General features: G+C 46.3%; 14 protein-coding genes. 7 read left to right on the forward strand and 7 right to left on the reverse strand.

All coding sequences use genetic code 11. From position 1 onward, the window contains the following. The first annotated feature begins 84 nt into the window (after positions 1 to 84). From JAO78_RS08390 to JAO78_RS08410, 5 genes are all read left to right on the forward strand, one after another. Positions 85 to 2,304, forward strand: coding sequence for a S9 family peptidase (locus JAO78_RS08390; RefSeq protein WP_226750921.1), 2,220 nt, complete (start codon positions 85 to 87; stop codon positions 2,302 to 2,304). A gap of 252 nt (positions 2,305 to 2,556) precedes the next feature. Then, positions 2,557 to 3,231 carry a TetR family transcriptional repressor PsrA gene (gene psrA, locus JAO78_RS08395; protein WP_226750922.1) on the forward strand — a complete coding sequence of 225 codons (675 nt, stop codon included), beginning with the start codon at positions 2,557 to 2,559 and terminating at the stop codon, positions 3,229 to 3,231. An 18-nt stretch (positions 3,232 to 3,249) separates the two neighbouring features. After that, the gene (locus tag JAO78_RS08400) at positions 3,250 to 5,565 is read left to right on the forward strand and encodes an acyl-CoA dehydrogenase (protein WP_226750923.1); all 2,316 of its coding nucleotides are present in this window, start codon (positions 3,250 to 3,252) and stop codon (positions 5,563 to 5,565) included. 115 nt (positions 5,566 to 5,680) lie between these two features. Next, positions 5,681 to 6,175 carry a GNAT family N-acetyltransferase gene (locus JAO78_RS08405; RefSeq protein ID WP_226750924.1) on the forward strand — a complete coding sequence of 165 codons (495 nt, stop codon included), beginning with the start codon at positions 5,681 to 5,683 and terminating at the stop codon, positions 6,173 to 6,175. 39 nt (positions 6,176 to 6,214) lie between these two features. Further along, positions 6,215 to 6,418, forward strand: a complete 204-nt coding sequence (locus tag JAO78_RS08410; RefSeq protein ID WP_226750925.1) for a hypothetical protein — start codon at positions 6,215 to 6,217, stop codon at positions 6,416 to 6,418. A 333-nt stretch (positions 6,419 to 6,751) separates the two neighbouring features. Here JAO78_RS08410 and JAO78_RS08415 read toward each other — a convergent pair whose 3' ends face one another. Beyond that, positions 6,752 to 7,798 (reverse strand): Leu/Phe/Val dehydrogenase, encoded by a 1,047-nt coding sequence (locus JAO78_RS08415; RefSeq protein ID WP_369413463.1) that lies wholly within the window; start codon positions 7,796 to 7,798, stop codon positions 6,752 to 6,754. A 361-nt stretch (positions 7,799 to 8,159) separates the two neighbouring features. Here JAO78_RS08415 and JAO78_RS08420 point away from each other — a divergent pair, with 361 nt between their 5' ends. Then, the gene (locus JAO78_RS08420; RefSeq protein ID WP_226750926.1) at positions 8,160 to 8,585 is read left to right on the forward strand and encodes a DUF4826 family protein; all 426 of its coding nucleotides are present in this window, start codon (positions 8,160 to 8,162) and stop codon (positions 8,583 to 8,585) included. A 77-nt stretch (positions 8,586 to 8,662) separates the two neighbouring features. Here the strand turns inward: JAO78_RS08420 and JAO78_RS08425 are convergent, their stop codons facing one another. The 6 genes from JAO78_RS08425 to JAO78_RS08450 all read right to left on the reverse strand — a co-directional run bounded on the left by JAO78_RS08425 (position 8,663) and on the right by JAO78_RS08450 (position 14,317). Next, on the reverse strand, positions 8,663 to 9,817 hold the full coding sequence (locus JAO78_RS08425; RefSeq protein ID WP_226750927.1) for a ribosomal protein uL16 3-hydroxylase: 1,155 nt from the start codon (positions 9,815 to 9,817) through the stop codon (positions 8,663 to 8,665). Positions 9,818 to 9,998: 181 nt separating this feature from the next. Further along, positions 9,999 to 11,369 carry an adenylosuccinate lyase gene (gene purB, locus JAO78_RS08430; RefSeq protein WP_226750928.1) on the reverse strand — a complete coding sequence of 457 codons (1,371 nt, stop codon included), beginning with the start codon at positions 11,367 to 11,369 and terminating at the stop codon, positions 9,999 to 10,001. A gap of 26 nt (positions 11,370 to 11,395) precedes the next feature. Further along, the gene (gene hflD, locus JAO78_RS08435) at positions 11,396 to 12,019 is read right to left on the reverse strand and encodes a high frequency lysogenization protein HflD (protein ID WP_226750929.1); all 624 of its coding nucleotides are present in this window, start codon (positions 12,017 to 12,019) and stop codon (positions 11,396 to 11,398) included. After that, entirely contained in the window at positions 12,020 to 13,123 is a 1,104-nt protein-coding gene (gene mnmA / locus JAO78_RS08440) for a tRNA 2-thiouridine(34) synthase MnmA (RefSeq protein WP_226750930.1), read from the reverse strand. Positions 13,124 to 13,192: 69 nt separating this feature from the next. Beyond that, complete coding sequence (locus JAO78_RS08445; protein WP_226750931.1) at positions 13,193 to 13,648, reverse strand: NUDIX domain-containing protein; 456 nt, start codon at positions 13,646 to 13,648, stop codon at positions 13,193 to 13,195. Between the two features lie 42 nt (positions 13,649 to 13,690). Beyond that, a complete protein-coding gene (locus tag JAO78_RS08450; RefSeq protein ID WP_306176646.1) occupies positions 13,691 to 14,317 on the reverse strand; it encodes an rRNA large subunit pseudouridine synthase E in 627 nt (208 codons plus the stop codon). A 220-nt stretch (positions 14,318 to 14,537) separates the two neighbouring features. Here JAO78_RS08450 and JAO78_RS08455 point away from each other — a divergent pair, with 220 nt between their 5' ends. Then, positions 14,538 to 16,766: an NADP-dependent isocitrate dehydrogenase gene (locus tag JAO78_RS08455; RefSeq protein WP_226750932.1), complete on the forward strand. Its 2,229-nt coding sequence runs from the start codon at positions 14,538 to 14,540 to the stop codon at positions 16,764 to 16,766. Positions 16,767 to 16,868 lie beyond the last annotated feature (102 nt).

Here is a 16,868-nt window from a genome sequence, read left to right on the forward strand (position 1 = left end):
AACGCAATCTGCTTTTGCTTGCAGTTTATATCGAAGCATTATACAAACGTTACGCTTAATTACAGCAAAAACACAGGAACAAAAATGCCAGTGAAATTACCACGTGTTTTGATAACACTCAGTTTATTACTTGGAGGTGCCGCTATGGCTGATGCAAAGCAACTTGAACTGGAGCGACTGTTCGCCGATCCAGTGTTAAGCGGCACGACGCCTCGTTCTTTGACCATGGCACCTGACGGTAGCCGTGTTACCTATCTTAAAGGCAAAGTTGAAGATGCCAACCGTTTAGATTTGTGGCAATACCATATTAAAGACGGCAAACACAGTGTGCTGGTGAATGCCGACCATTTAATTAGTGGTGCAGAAACACTGTCTGATGAAGAAAAAGCCCGCCGCGAGCGACTACGTTTATTTGCTTCGGGTATTGTTAGTTACAGTTGGTCTAAAAGTAGTGACGCTTTATTATTCCCTTTAAATGGTGATTTGTATTACTACCAGCTCGCCAGCAATAAAGCAAAAAAGCTGACAAATACCCCAGAGTTTGAAACCGATGCCACCATTTCACCTACTGGCCGTTATGTTGCTTTTATTCGCGAGCAAAACTTGTTTGTGCAAGAGATAGCGACCGGTAAAGAAACCCAACTGACCTTTGATGGCGGTGGTGATATTAAAAACGGGATGGCCGAGTTTGTGGCACAGGAAGAGATGGGCCGCATGACAGGTTATTGGTGGGCTCCGGATGACAGTAAAATTGCCTTTACCCGCACTGATGAAAGTGGGGTTGCTGAAGTCGTTCGTAATGAAATTTATGCTGACGAAATTAAATTGTTTAAACAGCGTTATCCTTATACCGGCACCGCCAATGCGACCATCCAATTAGGTGTTGTGACATTAAACGATGGTAGTGTGAAGTGGCTACCGCACGGTGATAATGCTGATATTTATCTGCCAAGAGTCGAGTGGAGCAAAAACGCGCGGTATGTAAGTTATCAATGGCAAAGCCGTAACCAACAGCAATTAGAACTGCGCTTGGTTGATCTTAAAACGGATCAGCAAACAGTACTGTTAACGGAAACCAGCAACACGTGGTTGAACCTGCATGATGACCTACATTTTTTAAGTAATAATCAAGGCTTTATTTGGGCCTCTGAACGCAGTGGTTTTAAACATTTATATCACTATGATTTTAATGGCAAGTTACTGCGTCAGCTCACCGCGGGCGACTGGGTGGTGGATCAGCTAGATGCCGTCAACGAGCAGCAAGGTTTGCTGTACTTTACCGGGCGCAAAGATAGCGTGCTAGAACGTCATCTGTATCAGGTGAGTTTAAAAGATGGCAATATTAAACGCATCACAGAAGCCGGTTATGATCATGCCGTGGTTGTGGCCAAAGATGGCAGCAGTTTTATAGATAGCTTCTCAAATGTCACAACGCCCGATAAAGTAGCGCTGCGTGCCATTGATGGTCAGGTACTCACCTGGTTAGCGCAAAACACCTTGAACGCAGATCATCCGTTAAGCCCTTATCATAGCGAGCTGAATGCCCCGCGTTTTGGCACGTTACAGGCCGAAGATGGTCAAACCTTACATTACCGTTTATTTGAACCCAAAAATATCGTGCCAGGCAAACAATACCCTGTGGTCGTCAGTGTCTACGGCGGGCCTCATGCTCAGCGTGTGACGAACAGTTGGAGTCAGCGCAATTTGTATTTGTATTACCTCGCGCAACAAGGCTATCTAGTATTTCAATTAGATAATCGTGGTTCGTACAACCGTGGTAAAGCCTTTGAAGATCCGATCTATAAAAAACTCGGTGAGGTCGAAGTGGATGATCAAATCACCGGTGTTAAGTACCTGCGAACTTTGCCTCATGTCAACCCGCAGAAAATAGCGATTTATGGCCATAGTTATGGCGGTTATATGGCCATCATGACCCTGTTTAAAGCCGGTGATTATTTCACCGCCGGCGTTGCGGGCGCGCCCGTTACTGACTGGGCCTTGTATGATACCCATTACACTGAGCGTTACTTAGGGCACCCACAACAAAACGCCGAGGGTTATCGTGATAGCGCGGTCTTCCCTTATGCCGATGGGCTAAAAGGCGATTTGCTGATTTATCATGGTATGGCTGATGATAATGTGTTGTTTACCCACAGTACTAAGCTGTATAAACACTTACAGGATAAAGGCCTGTTGTTTGAGATGATTGACTACCCAGGCAGTAAACACTCGATGTTTGGTCAGCCGGTTCAAACGCATTTACATAAAAGCATTACGCGCTTTTTTGAGCGTACTCTGAAGTAAAAACCACGCTAACAGGTCGGCGGTTCAGTCGGCCTGTTACTTTGCCTACCAAAAAAAACGATAACTTGGCGAGATCAACGCGCTAAAACACCGCTATAGAGCGAATGGCAAACTTAACCGCCTGCCTAAAACCCATCATCTTACTCATGCAACATCTCGGCATTACTTACATTCATTGCAGAATGTCACTTGACAGACCAGTGATTCAAACGTACATTTCAAACGGGTGTTTAAAAAGCATGTTTGAATAAAATGAGTGTGAAAGTGAATACACAATTAAAAATTTTGGATGCGGCGCAAAACCTGTTTGCCGAAGCCGGCTTCAATGATACTTCACTGCGCCAGATCACAACCAAAGCGGAAGTGAATCTGGCCTCGGTTAATTATCACTTTGGCTCTAAAAAAGAACTGATCCAAGCGGTGCTACAGCGTTATTTGCAAGTGTTGATGCCGCGGTTAGATCATGAGTTTGTTCAATTACTGGCGAAAACCCAGCCGAATAGCTTACCGGATATCCTCGCTGTTTTCGTAAAGCCCTTGTTAGAGCTTAACCATGTACAGCGCAAAGGCACCCGTACTTTTTTGCAACTGTTAGGGCGCGGTTATACCGATGTGCAAGGCCACTTGCGTTGGTTTATTAATCATCATTATGGTCAAACCCTAGATAAGTTTGTGTTACTTGTGCAACAAAGCTGTCCACATTTGCCTGCGAGCGTGTTGTTTTGGCGGTTGCATTTTTCATTGGGTTCTATTGTTTTTACCATGGCATCCAACGATGCGTTGGCAGAAATTGCCTTAGCCGATTTTAACGAGTCGGTTGATATCGAAGGCGTGATAGCACGCTTGATCCCTTATTTGGCGGCAGCCATTGCTGCGCCTGTGTTGACGAATGTTATGCCGACAGGCGTAACACAAACCGTAGCCTGATGCTGGAAGGAAGCTGAAATGGTCTTTTTATTATTAATTATCGTTATTCTGGTGGTGGTATTCGGTGTCACCTCTATTCGACGCAGTCTGATCACCAAACCGGTGTTTGGTATTTTCAAAAAAATCTTACCGCCTCTTTCAGATACTGAACGAGAAGCGATGGAAGCCGGTGATGTGTGGTGGGATGGTGAACTGTTCAAAGGTAAACCAGACTGGCAAAAACTGCACAGCATTCCTAAAGCCGAGTTATCGGCCGATGAGCAAGCCTTTATGGATAATCAAGTTGAAACCTTGCTGAAAATGCTGGATGACTACAAGATCGTGCAAGAAGAGCGAGACCTGCCTAAAGCCGTGTGGGATTACATTAAAAGCGAAGGTTTCTTCGCCATGATTATTCCGAAGAGCTATGGTGGGCGTGAGTTTTCAGCGATAGCCAACTCGACCATCGTGTCGCGCATTGCTACGCGCAGCTTAACAGCTGCCGTGACCATTATGGTGCCTAACTCTTTAGGCCCCGGTGAATTGTTAATGCACTACGGTACAGAAGAGCAAAAGAACCGCTGGTTGCCACCCTTAGCCAAGGGTACTGATGTGCCGTGTTTTGCTTTAACCGGCCCTGAGGCGGGCTCTGATGCGGGCGGTATTCCTGATACCGGCGTGGTGTGTAAAGGCGAATTTGAAGGTAAAGAAGTACTGGGTATTCGTTTGAACTGGGATAAGCGCTATATCACCTTAGCACCTGTGGCAACGGTGTTGGGCTTGGCGTTCAAATTATCTGATCCTGATAAGTTACTGGGTGATAAAGAAGAATTAGGCATCACCTGTGCGTTAATTCCGACCAGCCATCCTGGCGTGCAAATTGGTGATCGCCATTTCCCTATGAATATGGCTTTTATGAACGGTACCACTTACGGTAAAGACGTATTTATCCCGATAGATTGGATTATCGGTGGGCCAGAATATGCCGGTCGCGGCTGGCGTATGCTGGTAGAGTGCTTGTCGGCAGGTCGCGGTATTTCATTACCGGCGCTGGCCACCGCAACGGGTCACTTAGCGGCTCGGATGACGGGCGCTTATGGTTATGTGCGTCAGCAGTTTGGTTTATCAATTGGTAAATTTGAAGGTGTGCAAGAAGGCTTAGCGCGTATCGGTGGCTTAACTTACACATTAGAAGCCATGCGCGTAATGACCGCGGGTGCGATTGATCAAAAACTTAGCCCTGCCGTCGTCACTGCCATTGCCAAATATCACATGACTGAGATGTCACGTATTTTATTAAACGATGCGTTTGATATTCATGCTGGTAAAGCCATTCAGTGCGGACCGATGAACTATTTAGCACACGGTTATATGGGCGTGCCTATTTCGATTACCGTTGAAGGTGCGAACATTTTAACGCGCAACTTGATGATCTTTGGTCAAGGTGCCACGCGTTGTCACCCGTATGTGTTAGCGGAGTTAGAAGCTGCGGCTAACCCGAATGCCGATGAAGGTTTAGCACAGTTTGATAAGCTATTAATGGCGCATGTTGGTTTTGCGGTAGGCAATACGTTTTCAGCGTTATGGCAGGGCTTAACGGCCGGTGCCTTTAACACTGCACCGGTTTCGGGTGACACGGCTCGTTATTACAAGCAATTAAGCCGTATGAGCCGTGCCTTAGCGCTAAGTGCTGATGTATCTATGTTGATGCTGGGCGGTGATTTAAAACGCAAAGAAATGCTTTCAGCGCGTTTAGGCGATGTGTTAAGCCAGTTGTATATTGCTTCAGCCGTATTGAAGTTTTACGAGGATAACGGCCGTCAGCAAGCGGATCTGCCTTTTGTACATTACAGTGTGGCACGTGCTTTATATGAAATTGGTAAAGCCTTTGATGGTTTCTTTGCTAACTTTCCAAATCGCATTGTGGCACGCACATTACGTACCTTGGTGTTTCCATTTGGTATCGGCTACAAACTGCCAACCGATGAAGTGGCGCAGCAAATTTGCGAGACACTGTCTAAACCCAATGTGGTACGCGATCGCTTAACGCATCTGTGTTATGTCGGCGAAGACGCGGATGATGCTACAGGCCTAATGGAAGCGGCTTTTGTTGCGATGCATGAAGCTCAGCCATTATTGAAGAAAATAGCTCAGGGGCAAAAGTCTGGTCAGTTAGCGCGTAAGCAACCGATGGTGGATACCATTAAGCAAGCGTTAGCGGCGAAGATTATTTCAGAAGCTGAAGCTGCATCGCTGCATAAAATGAATGAATTACGCTTTAAAGCTATCAGTGTGGATAGTTTTAAACCCGGTGAACTAGAAAAATTCAGTTTACCGAGTAAAGATGCAGCGTAATCGCTAACGCGTTGAAGAAACCGGAGTATACTCCGGTTTTTTTCGCCATAACGCAGGCTATAGTAGTATCTCAATTTGAGCCTAGCCTGACATTTTATGATCCCAAAGGTATTTTATGAATAATCACAGCACGATCCGTTTAGCAACCGAGGCTGATTGCCCTTTAATTTTAGCTTTTATTCAGGGCTTAGCCGAGTATGAGAAAATGGCAGATCAGGTGGTCGCCTCCACCGAAAAGTTACAACAGAGCTTGTTTGGCGAGAAGCCCGCAGCCGAAGTGGTGATTGCTGAGTATCAAGGGCAGCCGGCGGGCTTTGCTTTGTTTTTTCATAATTACTCCACATTTTTAGCGCAACCTGGACTGTATCTGGAAGATTTATTTGTTCTACCTGAATATCGGGGTAAGGGTTTAGGTAAATTATTATTAAGCTATTTAGCAAAACTGGCCGTAGAACGTGGCTGTGGTCGCTTTGAATGGTCAGTGCTGGATTGGAATCAACCGGCAATCGATTTTTATCAAGCGCAAGGTGCCAGTCTTATGCATGACTGGCGGATCACTCGTGTTGCCGGTGCGGAATTACAGGCCCTAGCTGCCTCTTATCCGAATTAATGAGTGGCGTTAACATTTTCTGAAGGATTGCTGTTGAAAATGTCTCAAGTGAAAAAAGCGTCAGCAACGGCCGGGGCGGTGGTTTCCTCTGGTCGTAAGCAACAGACTAAGGTTGTGATCAAACAGCGAGTGAGCAAGGCAAAGCCGCAATCGATGTTTTGGCTACATGTGAGTATTTTTCTATTGATTATTTTATCAATCTTACTAATAGCTTGGGATTTAATCGTTAAGTTTATCTTGTAGGGCTTGAGCTGTTGCAGCGTTGTTTTGTCTTGAAATGACTAGGCTGGAATGGTGTGGGTTATCTGTAATAATGAGCCACAAAGAGCACATCAGCGTGGTACTTTGCAGTTAAGTGTGCAAGATTACGCGCTTAAGCTTGTTAACACGCCAAACAGAGAGTTAAGTTTTAGCTGCGGCCTACCGTGCAGCACTGCAGGCTAGTGCTGCACGGTCGATTCGAGTAAAGTGCTGCGTTTGCCAACCATGACCTTGATGGCTTAAAGCAAACCGCGGCTCATTAACCGCGTTGCCTTAAGCCATCATTTCCTTCATACATTGCTGCACTAAAAAGCGTTATAACAGTTTACCGCGAGCAATAATTTCTTGCGCCATCAGATCCGCTACGGTGCTGGTGGGTAAATTTTCTGCATCAGCACGTTCAAAAATAGTCAGCAAGGTGTCGTAGATTTGCTTCACTTTTGCCGTTGACTCAGAGCTACTGTAGCCTTGTGGCCGCATCTCAAAGGCGACATTGATAATGCCACCGGCGTTAATCACATAGTCTGGTGCATATAAAATACCCATTTGACGTAACTTCTGGCCATGCTCTGCGCGCTTTAATTGGTTGTTGGCACAACCTGCGATAATTTTTACTTTTAACTGTGGCAAGGTGTCGTCATTTAATGTGGCACCCAGTGCACAGGGGGCATAGATATCAGCATCAACCGCATAGATGTCATTTAAGCCTACAGCTGTTGCGCCAAATTGATTCACCGCCCGAGTGATGGCGTCTTCATTGATATCAGTAACAATCAGTTTCGCGCCTTCAGCGTGTAAATATTCACACAGGTAAAAACCCACGCTGCCTAAACCTTGCACCGCGACAACTTTACCATTCAGATCGGCCGAGCCAAACTGATGCATCGCCGCGGCTTTAATACCTTGGTAGGTGCCTAGCGCAGTAAAGGGAGCAGGGTTACCGCTTTTACCTTCTAAACCGGCCACGAAAGGCGTTTCCTGGTTCACTTGCATAATATCGTGTGTGGTAATGTTCACATCTTCAGCACTGTAATAGCTGCCATTTAGGCGATGGACCATTCGACCAAAGGCACGGAACAAGGCTTCAGACTTGATGGTTTTAGCATTACCGATAATCACAGACTTACCACCACCTAATGGCAAACCGGCCATAGCGTTTTTGTAAGTCATACCGCGAGATAAGCGTAGTACATCGACCAGTGCATCTTCATCTGAGACATAATCCCACATGCGGCAACCGCCGACAGCCGGGCCTAAGCGGGTGCTGTGCACAGCAATGATGGCTTTTAAGCCAGATTCCTGATCACTGCAAAAAACCACTTGTTCGTGTTGATCAAATTCAGGATGATTAAATACAGCCACAATGAACTCCATTGGAATAAAAGCGGATAAAGCGCTACCGTTTACGTTTACGTTAACTGTAGCCGATGTTTGTGGCGCGGAATTTACCATTTAGTCCTACTTTATGCCAGCTTTCCCAAGAAATAATGACTGGTCAGACCGCACTCAGAGACACGTCTGATCTGTCTATTGCCAGCAAAGCATCATTCAGCTCTAAATTGTCTCAGAGTGTGGTCGGACCGGTGTCTGAGTGTGGTCGGAGCTGATAGGGCGTTGATAGGTGAACTTTTTGGGTGGGGTAGGCTGATTCTGCGCTATCAAGACTTGATTGTCGGCAGCGAGTCACCTAAAGTAGCGGCAACTACAACATAGGAAGCCGTTTATGAGTGAGTCGTTAACTCAGAATAATGCTGAAATCAGTGATGCGGAGCGCACAGAATGGGTGCGTACGCAGTTTCAAAAAGCCAACGAATACCTTGCAACTAAAGGTATTATCCCCGATAACGTTGCCGTGAGTGAAAGCCGTTACTTACCGCCTTATGTGGCTATTTGGAAACTGAATACCCGCGAGAAAAAATCCTTTTGGGTGATCAGTGGCGACTTACCAACAGACCATATGGCGATCGGCGCAGCACCTAATGCACGTGAAGCGATCCGTGCTTTTGCGTTGCATTGGCAGTTAAAGGCCGAGCAAATTATTCAAGCGGGTGTGTCTGATAAAACTCAGCAAGATTTTGCTAATTTATTGGTTGCTCGTGCGCACGGTTTATATGACTTGTTTGATGACGAACAATTGTGGCAAAGCTAGCACAAGCGCCACTTAAATCTGTATTTTAATCTTTACAAAAAAACCGCTGTTAAGCGGTTTTTTTCTGGGCAGAGAGCTTACTCAACAAAGTACCACAAGCCTTGATTGATCAAATCGGTGAGCAGCAGCAAACGCTCTTCGCGGGCAATAAAATGCATACAGTCTTGCTGACTAATGTTGGGGCTCTGTGTCAGCAGTTGCGCGGTGTGTAATTCCTCTGCGGGTAACACGATTTTCTCACCATCAATAAACAACAAAATATCACAGTCAGGTTTTTGCTGATAATAACTGCAGCGTAAACCGCCGATACTGGCCAGTACGGAGCCTTCTTCTAGGTATTCCGCAATTTCTTCGGCTTGATAATGCGGATCAGGCTCTTGCTGATCTAATTCATGCTTAGCTTGAGTAATGTATTGGCCAAACCATTGCGGGAGTAATTGTCGATCACTAATCAGTTGTAGTAACAATTGCTGCACCTGATCTAAATCTTGTTCACTGATCGCGCCGTTTTGCGGAGTTAATTGCCGAGCAGGATCGGTGAAACGTTTACCAACAATCTCGTGGTCAATTAAATAATCGGTTAAACCGGTAAGTAGATCTTTTTGTGCTGGCGCTCGAAAACCCACAGAGTAATTCAAGCTGTTATCAATAGAGATACCATCGTGCGGACAACCTGGTGGAATATATAAAATATCACCTGGCTCTAAAATGGCATCAATACAGGCTGTAAAAGGGCTAACTTGTAATAAGCGTGGGTGCGGGCAATGTTGCTTCAGGGAAGCATCGGGCATACCCACGCGCCAATGGCGTTTACCTTCGCCTTGGATAATAAAAACATCGTATTGATCCAAATGCGGGCCAACACCACCACCTGGCGTGGAAAAGCTGACCATCAAATCATCTATCCGCCAATTCGGGATAAAACGAAACGGCTCTAATAACGCCGCCGCAGGCGGATGCCAATGATCGACGGCTTGAACTAACACCGTCCAATCACGTTCACCGTAGCGATTAAAATCTTCAAAGGGGCCGGTTTCTAATTGCCAGTTGCCCGCATGACATTGCACCAGACGTGACTCGACATCTTCATCTAAGGCCAAGCCCGCCAATTCATCGGCGGATAAAGGATCTTTAAAGTCTTGAAAACCTTGCTTGATCAGCAGCGGTTTTTTTTGCCAATACTGCTGCATAAAGTCTGCAAGGCTAAGCTGTCCGAGGTGTAATGTGTACATATTTGGGCACCGAATAAAGGATCGAAAGGGTTAGCACAATTGGCCGGTTAGCGTGGGTTAAACGTAAAGCCGCTAACTTAACGTTTCAACGCTTTGCAGCTTGCCAGCTTAAAACGAATAAAGGCGAGTTGATCGCCTTTATTCGTCAATGCCACATCAAGCTGCAGTAACAACTAAGTGGTTAGTCTAATAACTCAACTAACCGTATCGCATCACCAATATAACCGGCTGGGCTAAGCTGTTTCATTTCCGCTTTAGCCTGCGCCGGTAAGTCTAGGCCATCAATAAACAAGGCGAGATCATTGGCGCTGATCCGCTTACCGCGAGTCAGTTCTTTTAACTTCTCGTAAGGTTTCTCGATGCCATATTTACGCATAACAGTTTGCACCGGCTCGGCCAGTAATTCCCAGTTAGCGTCTAATTCGGCTCGTAAATTGGCTTCGTTCACTTCTAACTTACTGATGCCTTTTAACGTGGCTTGATAAGCAATTAAAGTATAACCAAAACCGACGCCAAGGTTACGTAATACGGTTGAGTCAGTCAGATCGCGCTGCCAACGAGACACCGGTAATTTGGCTGAAAGATGGTTAAATAGCGCGTTAGCAATACCTAAGTTACCTTCTGAGTTTTCAAAATCGATCGGGTTCACTTTATGCGGCATGGTCGATGAACCAATTTCACCGGCAATCGTTCTTTGTTTGAAGTGACCCAAGGCAATGTAACCCCAGACATCACGATCAAAATCCAGCAAAATGGTATTGAACCGCGCAATGGCATCAAATAATTCGGCGATGTAATCATGTGGTTCGATTTGTGTGGTGTACGGGTTCCACGTAATGCCCAGCGAGCTGACAAAACGCTCCGCAAATTGATGCCAATCGATATCCGGATAAGCCGATAAGTGTGCGTTGTAGTTACCGACAGCGCCATTTATTTTACCCAGTAGGCTGACCGCTGCGATTTGTTCACGCTGACGCTTTAAGCGCATGTAAACATTGGCCATCTCTTTACCCATGGTGGTTGGCGAGGCTGGCTGACCATGCGTTCTGGCCATCATAGGAACGGCTTTTAAATCAACCGCTAGCGTTTTCAGTGCGCTAAGCAGTGCATCACACTCAGGTAATAAGACTTGGCTGCGCGCATCGTGTAGCATTAACGCGTGCGATAAGTTGTTGATGTCTTCAGACGTACAGGCAAAGTGGATAAATTCACTGATGGCCGCTAATTCGCTGTTGTTAACAACTTTTTCTTTTAACAGATATTCTACCGCTTTAACGTCATGGTTCGTTGTGCGCTCAATATCTTTAACACGCTGGGCATCTGCTAAACTGAATTCGCTGACAATCTTATCTAAAATGGCATTTGCTTCGGCAGATAACGCCGGTACTTCAGCAATTTTTGGCTCTGCCGCCAGTTGTTGTAACCAACGCACTTCGACAGTGACCCGGTATTTAATTAAACCGAATTCGCTGAAAATTGGGCGTAGGGCAGCCGCTTTGCTACCGTAGCGACCATCCACCGGCGAAATTGCGGTAAGGGCATTAAGTTCCATGAAATCTCCTGAGGTATCGTGCTTAGTTAGATACTGTTTAATGCGGCTTCTGCCGCAGCCAATAATTTACGTCGCTTAAAAACAAAATGCAGCCGGCTTCCACCTGCTTGACGCCAAAGCACTGCTGCTCGCACGGCGGCTAGCAGTAATGCTCGTACCTTATGCTGCACACTGTTTTGACTGAGTAAATCGGGTTGACCGTAAATTTGAATACGGGCCCCCAAGCTGCTGATACATTCGGTATAGATGTCTGCTAACTTAGCGATTATGTTTTCGTCTGTTACGGTAAAGTGCTGTAACTGACGGTCCATCTGCTGTAACTGATTGCCGAGCTGCTGCATATTCTTGCTGTTTTTATTCAGACGGCGCTCTAGCGCTAATACGCCGACTAAATAGCGGGTTAATTCGACATCTTTTTTTGGTTTATCAGCAAGTTGTTCGATAATGAGTTCAAAACCCTGCCGCAAGTTTTGCATCTCACCGCCATAAATATCGAGCGGCTCAGCCGGGTTAAGATTAACAACACTACCAAGCGCAATGGCTAATTGACCTTGTTGCGATTCGCTGCTGCGAGCAACCGTTTGCACCAATTTTACTGCTTGGCACAGGCCCGCTAAAGCAATTAATTGAGTTTGTAACGATGCTTCCATTTAGTTTAACGCCTCATCAATAATGCCGCCGCCCAAACAGACTTCATTTAAATAAAATACGGCAGACTGACCTGGAGTAACGGCCTTTTGTGGCTGATCAAATTCGACTTTTAACCGACCTTCAGACAACGGCGTAACCAAACAAGCGATGTCGGTTTGACGGTAACGAGTTTTCACCGTTAAGCGCTGCGGTTGTTGCGGCCCCGTGCGATCAACCCAGTCTAATTGCGTGGCGATTAAGCCGCTAGACAACAGGGCCGGATGGTCATGGCCTTGTGCCACTAATAAATGATTTTTCTGAAGATCTTTACCCACCACATACCAAGGTTCGTCGCTGCCATCACGTAGCCCGCCAATGCGCAAGCCTTTACGTTGGCCAAGGGTGTGATACATCAAGCCATCGTGTTGCCCAATCACTTTATGATCATCAATACTGACAATGTCGCCTGGTTGTGCCGGTAAATATTGTTGTAGAAAATCTTTAAATTTGCGTTCGCCAATAAAACAAATACCGGTGGAATCTTTTTTGTCGTGGGTGATCAAGCCTTGTTGTTCTGCAATAGCACGCACGGCCGGCTTTTCTAGCTCACCTACCGGAAACAACGTTTGCGCAATATGCTGTTCAGCGAGTGTGTATAAAAAGTAACTTTGATCTTTATTTTGATCTAAACCACGCAGCATTTGCCAATGGCCGTCTTGAAAGCGGCGGCGCACATAATGACCGGTAGCAATATAATCGGCTTGCAAGGCTTCAGCGGCAAATTCAAGAAAGGCTTTAAATTTGATTTCTTTGTTGCACATGATATCGGGATTTGGCGTGCGACCGGCTTGGTATTCAGCCAAAAAGTACTCAAACACGTTATCCCAATATTCAGCGGCGAAATTGACTTTGTGCAGCTTAATGCCGAGCTTATCGCACACGGCTTGCGCGTCGGCCATATCTTCAGCGGCGGCACAGTATTCGTCATTATCGTCTTCTTCCCAGTTTTTCATAAACAGGCCTTCAACCTGATAACCCTGTTGTATAAGTAACCAGGCTGATACTGAGGAATCTACGCCGCCAGACATTCCGACGATGACTTTTTTACTGCTGTTATCTGACATGACACCGCACTTAACTTAGCTGAAAATTAAAGGCGCGGATTATACCACCAAATTTAGTCGGGCAAAATGCTAACGCAACGGCTCAATCAGATTAAGTGCCAACCGAGTGCCTTGTAAGTAGCTATTGATGGCATCATGTACCAGTCGACTGCGTGCTGGCACGGGGTGCTGGCGTAATTCGTCGGCGCTAAGCCAATGCAAGGCAAGTATATCGTTATCTTGCGGTTGGTAGTGTTGCGGTAGCGAGTCGGGTTCAAATAAAAAGTTAATCCGCACATAAGTATGGCCGTTACTTGCCGCTAATTGTGAGATGCCAAGCCAAGCGGTAGGCGTGAGTATTAAACCGGTTTCTTCTGTCACTTCGCGACATACGGCACTGAGTACATCTTCATCTTCTTCCATATGTCCAGCTGGCTGATTCAGTACTTTATGACCGTGTTGCTTGTCTTGCTCTTCCACAAATAAAAAACGGCCTTGATACTGAATAACCGCAGCCACGGTCAAATGTAATCGATTTCTACTCATGCAGTGTCATCCTGTAAAGCAAATAGCCCTTAACAGAGCCGTTTAACGGGTTAGCGGGATAGTACGGCTCATACCCGGTGCTAGATCGGCCAGTTGCCAATCACCAATTTGCCAGCGCACTAAGCGCAGCGTAGGAAAGCCGACCGCAGCGGTCATCCGTCTAACTTGCCTATTACGGCCCTCGCTAATGGTTAAACTTAGCCAACTGGTTGGAATATTAGCGCGATAACGCACGGCTGGGGTGCGAGGCCACAGCTCGGGCTCGGCCATCCGTTGTGCTTGGGCTGGCAGGGTGAGGCCATCTTTGAGTTGCACACCTTGGCGCAATTGCTGCAGTGCCTGTTCGCTAATGTCACCTTCAACTTGTACCCAATAGGTTTTAGGGGCTTTAAATTTCGGATCGCTGATGCGTTGCTGGGTTTTACCGCAGTTGGTCAGTAATAACAGGCCTTCACTATCTCGATCTAAGCGACCTGCCGCATACACATCTGGAATATCAATATAGTCTGCCAGCGTAGCGCGCGGTGGGGTACTGTTGTCGGTAAACTGGCTTAACACATCAAAAGGCTTATTAAAAAGGACTAAGATCGGTGTTGTAACACTCTCGCCATTGTTTTTTTTGAAAAAGCCCTTATGTTTGGATTGGGCTGCTGATGTTGATTTTTTCACACAAATTCTCGACGTTAATCTGGGGCAAACCGCCGCCGTTACCAGTAAGCATCCTACCGCGTGAATTAGAACATTTACTGGTCGGTCATACTGCGCCTGTTTTAATCTGATTGATGCTGATATAATCAGTCGGTTTTTTGGCTGCGTTTAAAACAATTTCCACACTCGGGTGGCAATGGCCCTGTCAATGCGATCCGTCGATTACAATACAGGAACTAACATGTCGAATGAAAGTGCAAAAATTATTTACACCATAACTGACGAAGCGCCAGCACTGGCGACCCAGTCTTTATTGCCAATTATCGAGGCGTTCTCTGCCGCTGCCGGTGTAGTGGTTGAAACCCGCGACATTTCATTGTCAGGTCGGATTATTGCCAGCTTCCCTGAGTTTTTGACACCAGAGCAACGGATCAACGACGACTTAGCTGAGTTGGGTGAATTAGCTAAACAGCCAGACGCCAACATTATTAAATTACCGAACATTAGCGCTTCATTACCGCAATTAAAAGCAGCGATAAAAGAATTACAAGCGCAAGGTTATGCTTTACCTGATTACACAGAAGAGCCAAAAACCGAGCAAGAACGTGACGTCAAAGCGCGTTATGACAAGATCAAAGGCTCAGCCGTAAACCCGGTTTTACGTGAAGGTAACTCGGATCGTCGTGCGCCGGCTTCGGTTAAGCAGTATGCGCGTAAAAACCCGCACAGCATGGGTGCTTGGAGCAGCAGCTCAAAATCACACGTTGCCCACATGAGTGCCGGCGATTTTTATGGCTCTGAATTATCTACAACTATGTTGGCAGCGGATGTGTTAAAAATCAGCCTGCAGCAAGCCGATGGCAGCGTACAAGTACTTAAAGAAAAAGTGCCAGTATTAGCCGGTGAAGTAGTCGATGCTACCATGATGAGCGTAGCCGCCTTACGCGAGTTTTACGCCGCTGAGATTGAAGATGCCAAAGCGCAAGACGTGTTGTTCTCGTTACACTTAAAAGCCACCATGATGAAAGTGTCGGATCCAATCTTGTTCGGTCATGCGGTTAAAGTATTCTACAAAGAAATTTTCGCAAAATACGCCACAACCTTTACTCAATTGGGTTTAGATGTTAACAACGGTATCGGCGATTTATACGCCAAGTTACCGCAGTTACCTCAAGCTGAACAAGATGCGATTAAAGCTGATATCGCCGCGCTGTATGCGGATAAACCCGCCATGGCGATGGTAAACTCTGATAAAGGTATCACCAACCTGCACGTGCCAAGCGATGTGATTATCGATGCGTCTATGCCAGCGATGATCCGTAGCTCAGGTCAAATGTGGGGTCCAGATGGTCAATTAAAAGATACCAAAGCGGTCATCCCTGATCGTTGCTATGCCGGTGTTTATCAAGAGACTATTGCCTTCTGTAAGCAAAACGGTGCTTTTGATCCTCGTACCATGGGCTCAGTGCCTAACGTTGGCTTAATGGCGCAAAAAGCCGAAGAATACGGTTCACACGATAAAACGTTTGAAATCGCCGCGGCAGGTACTGTTGTGGTAACCAACAGCAAAGGCGAAACCGTGTTCAGCCATAAAGTTGCGGCCGGTGATATTTGGCGTATGTGCCAAGTAAAAGATGAGCCGATCCGTGATTGGGTTAAATTAGCGGTTAATCGCTCACGTTTAAGCAACACGCCAGCCATTTTCTGGTTAGACAACCAACGTGCTCACGATGCTGAATTGATCAAGAAAGTGCATGCTTATTTAGCGGATCACGACACTGATGGTTTAGATATTCAAATCATGTCGCCGGTAGAGGCAACCCGTCATACCTTAGCGCGTATGAAACAAGGTTTAGACACGATTTCGGTAACCGGTAACGTATTACGCGATTACTTAACCGATTTATTTCCGATCCTTGAGCTGGGTACCAGTGCCAAGATGTTATCTATAGTGCCATTGATGAACGGTGGTGGTTTATTTGAAACGGGTGCAGGCGGTTCAGCACCGAAGCACGTTGAGCAATTCGTGCAAGAAAACCACTTACGTTGGGATTCATTGGGTGAGTTTTTAGCGTTAGCGGCGTCGTTAGAACATTTAGCCCAAGTTGCTGATAACAAGGTTGCGCAGATCTTAGCGGATACGTTAGATAAAGCCACCGCTCAGTTTTTAGATAACGACAAATCACCACGCCGTAAAGCGGGTGAGTTAGATAACCGTGGTAGCCATTTCTATTTAGCCATGTACTGGGCACAAGCGATGGCGCAACAAACTGCGGATGCTGCTTTAGCCAGCCGTTTTGCTAAGCTAGCCGACGCTCTGCAGTCTGGCGAGCAGCAAATATTGGCCGAGTTAAACGGTGTGCAAGGTCGTGAAGTGGATATCGGTGGTTACTACCGTCCGGATCAAAGCAAGGCTGCAGCGGCCATGCGTCCAAGTTCAACACTAAACGCTGCCTTAACTGCCTTGTAAGCATTTGGGCAAGTTGTTTGGTTAAGCAAAAAGGCGCAACCCTCGGGTTAGCGCCTTTTTTCTGCCTGTAGTCACTGTAATGTAGAGAGAACAGCCAACGTT

The sequence above is a fragment of the Alishewanella maricola genome (genome assembly GCF_016343785.1).
Taxonomy (GTDB): domain Bacteria; phylum Pseudomonadota; class Gammaproteobacteria; order Enterobacterales; family Alteromonadaceae; genus Alishewanella; species Alishewanella maricola.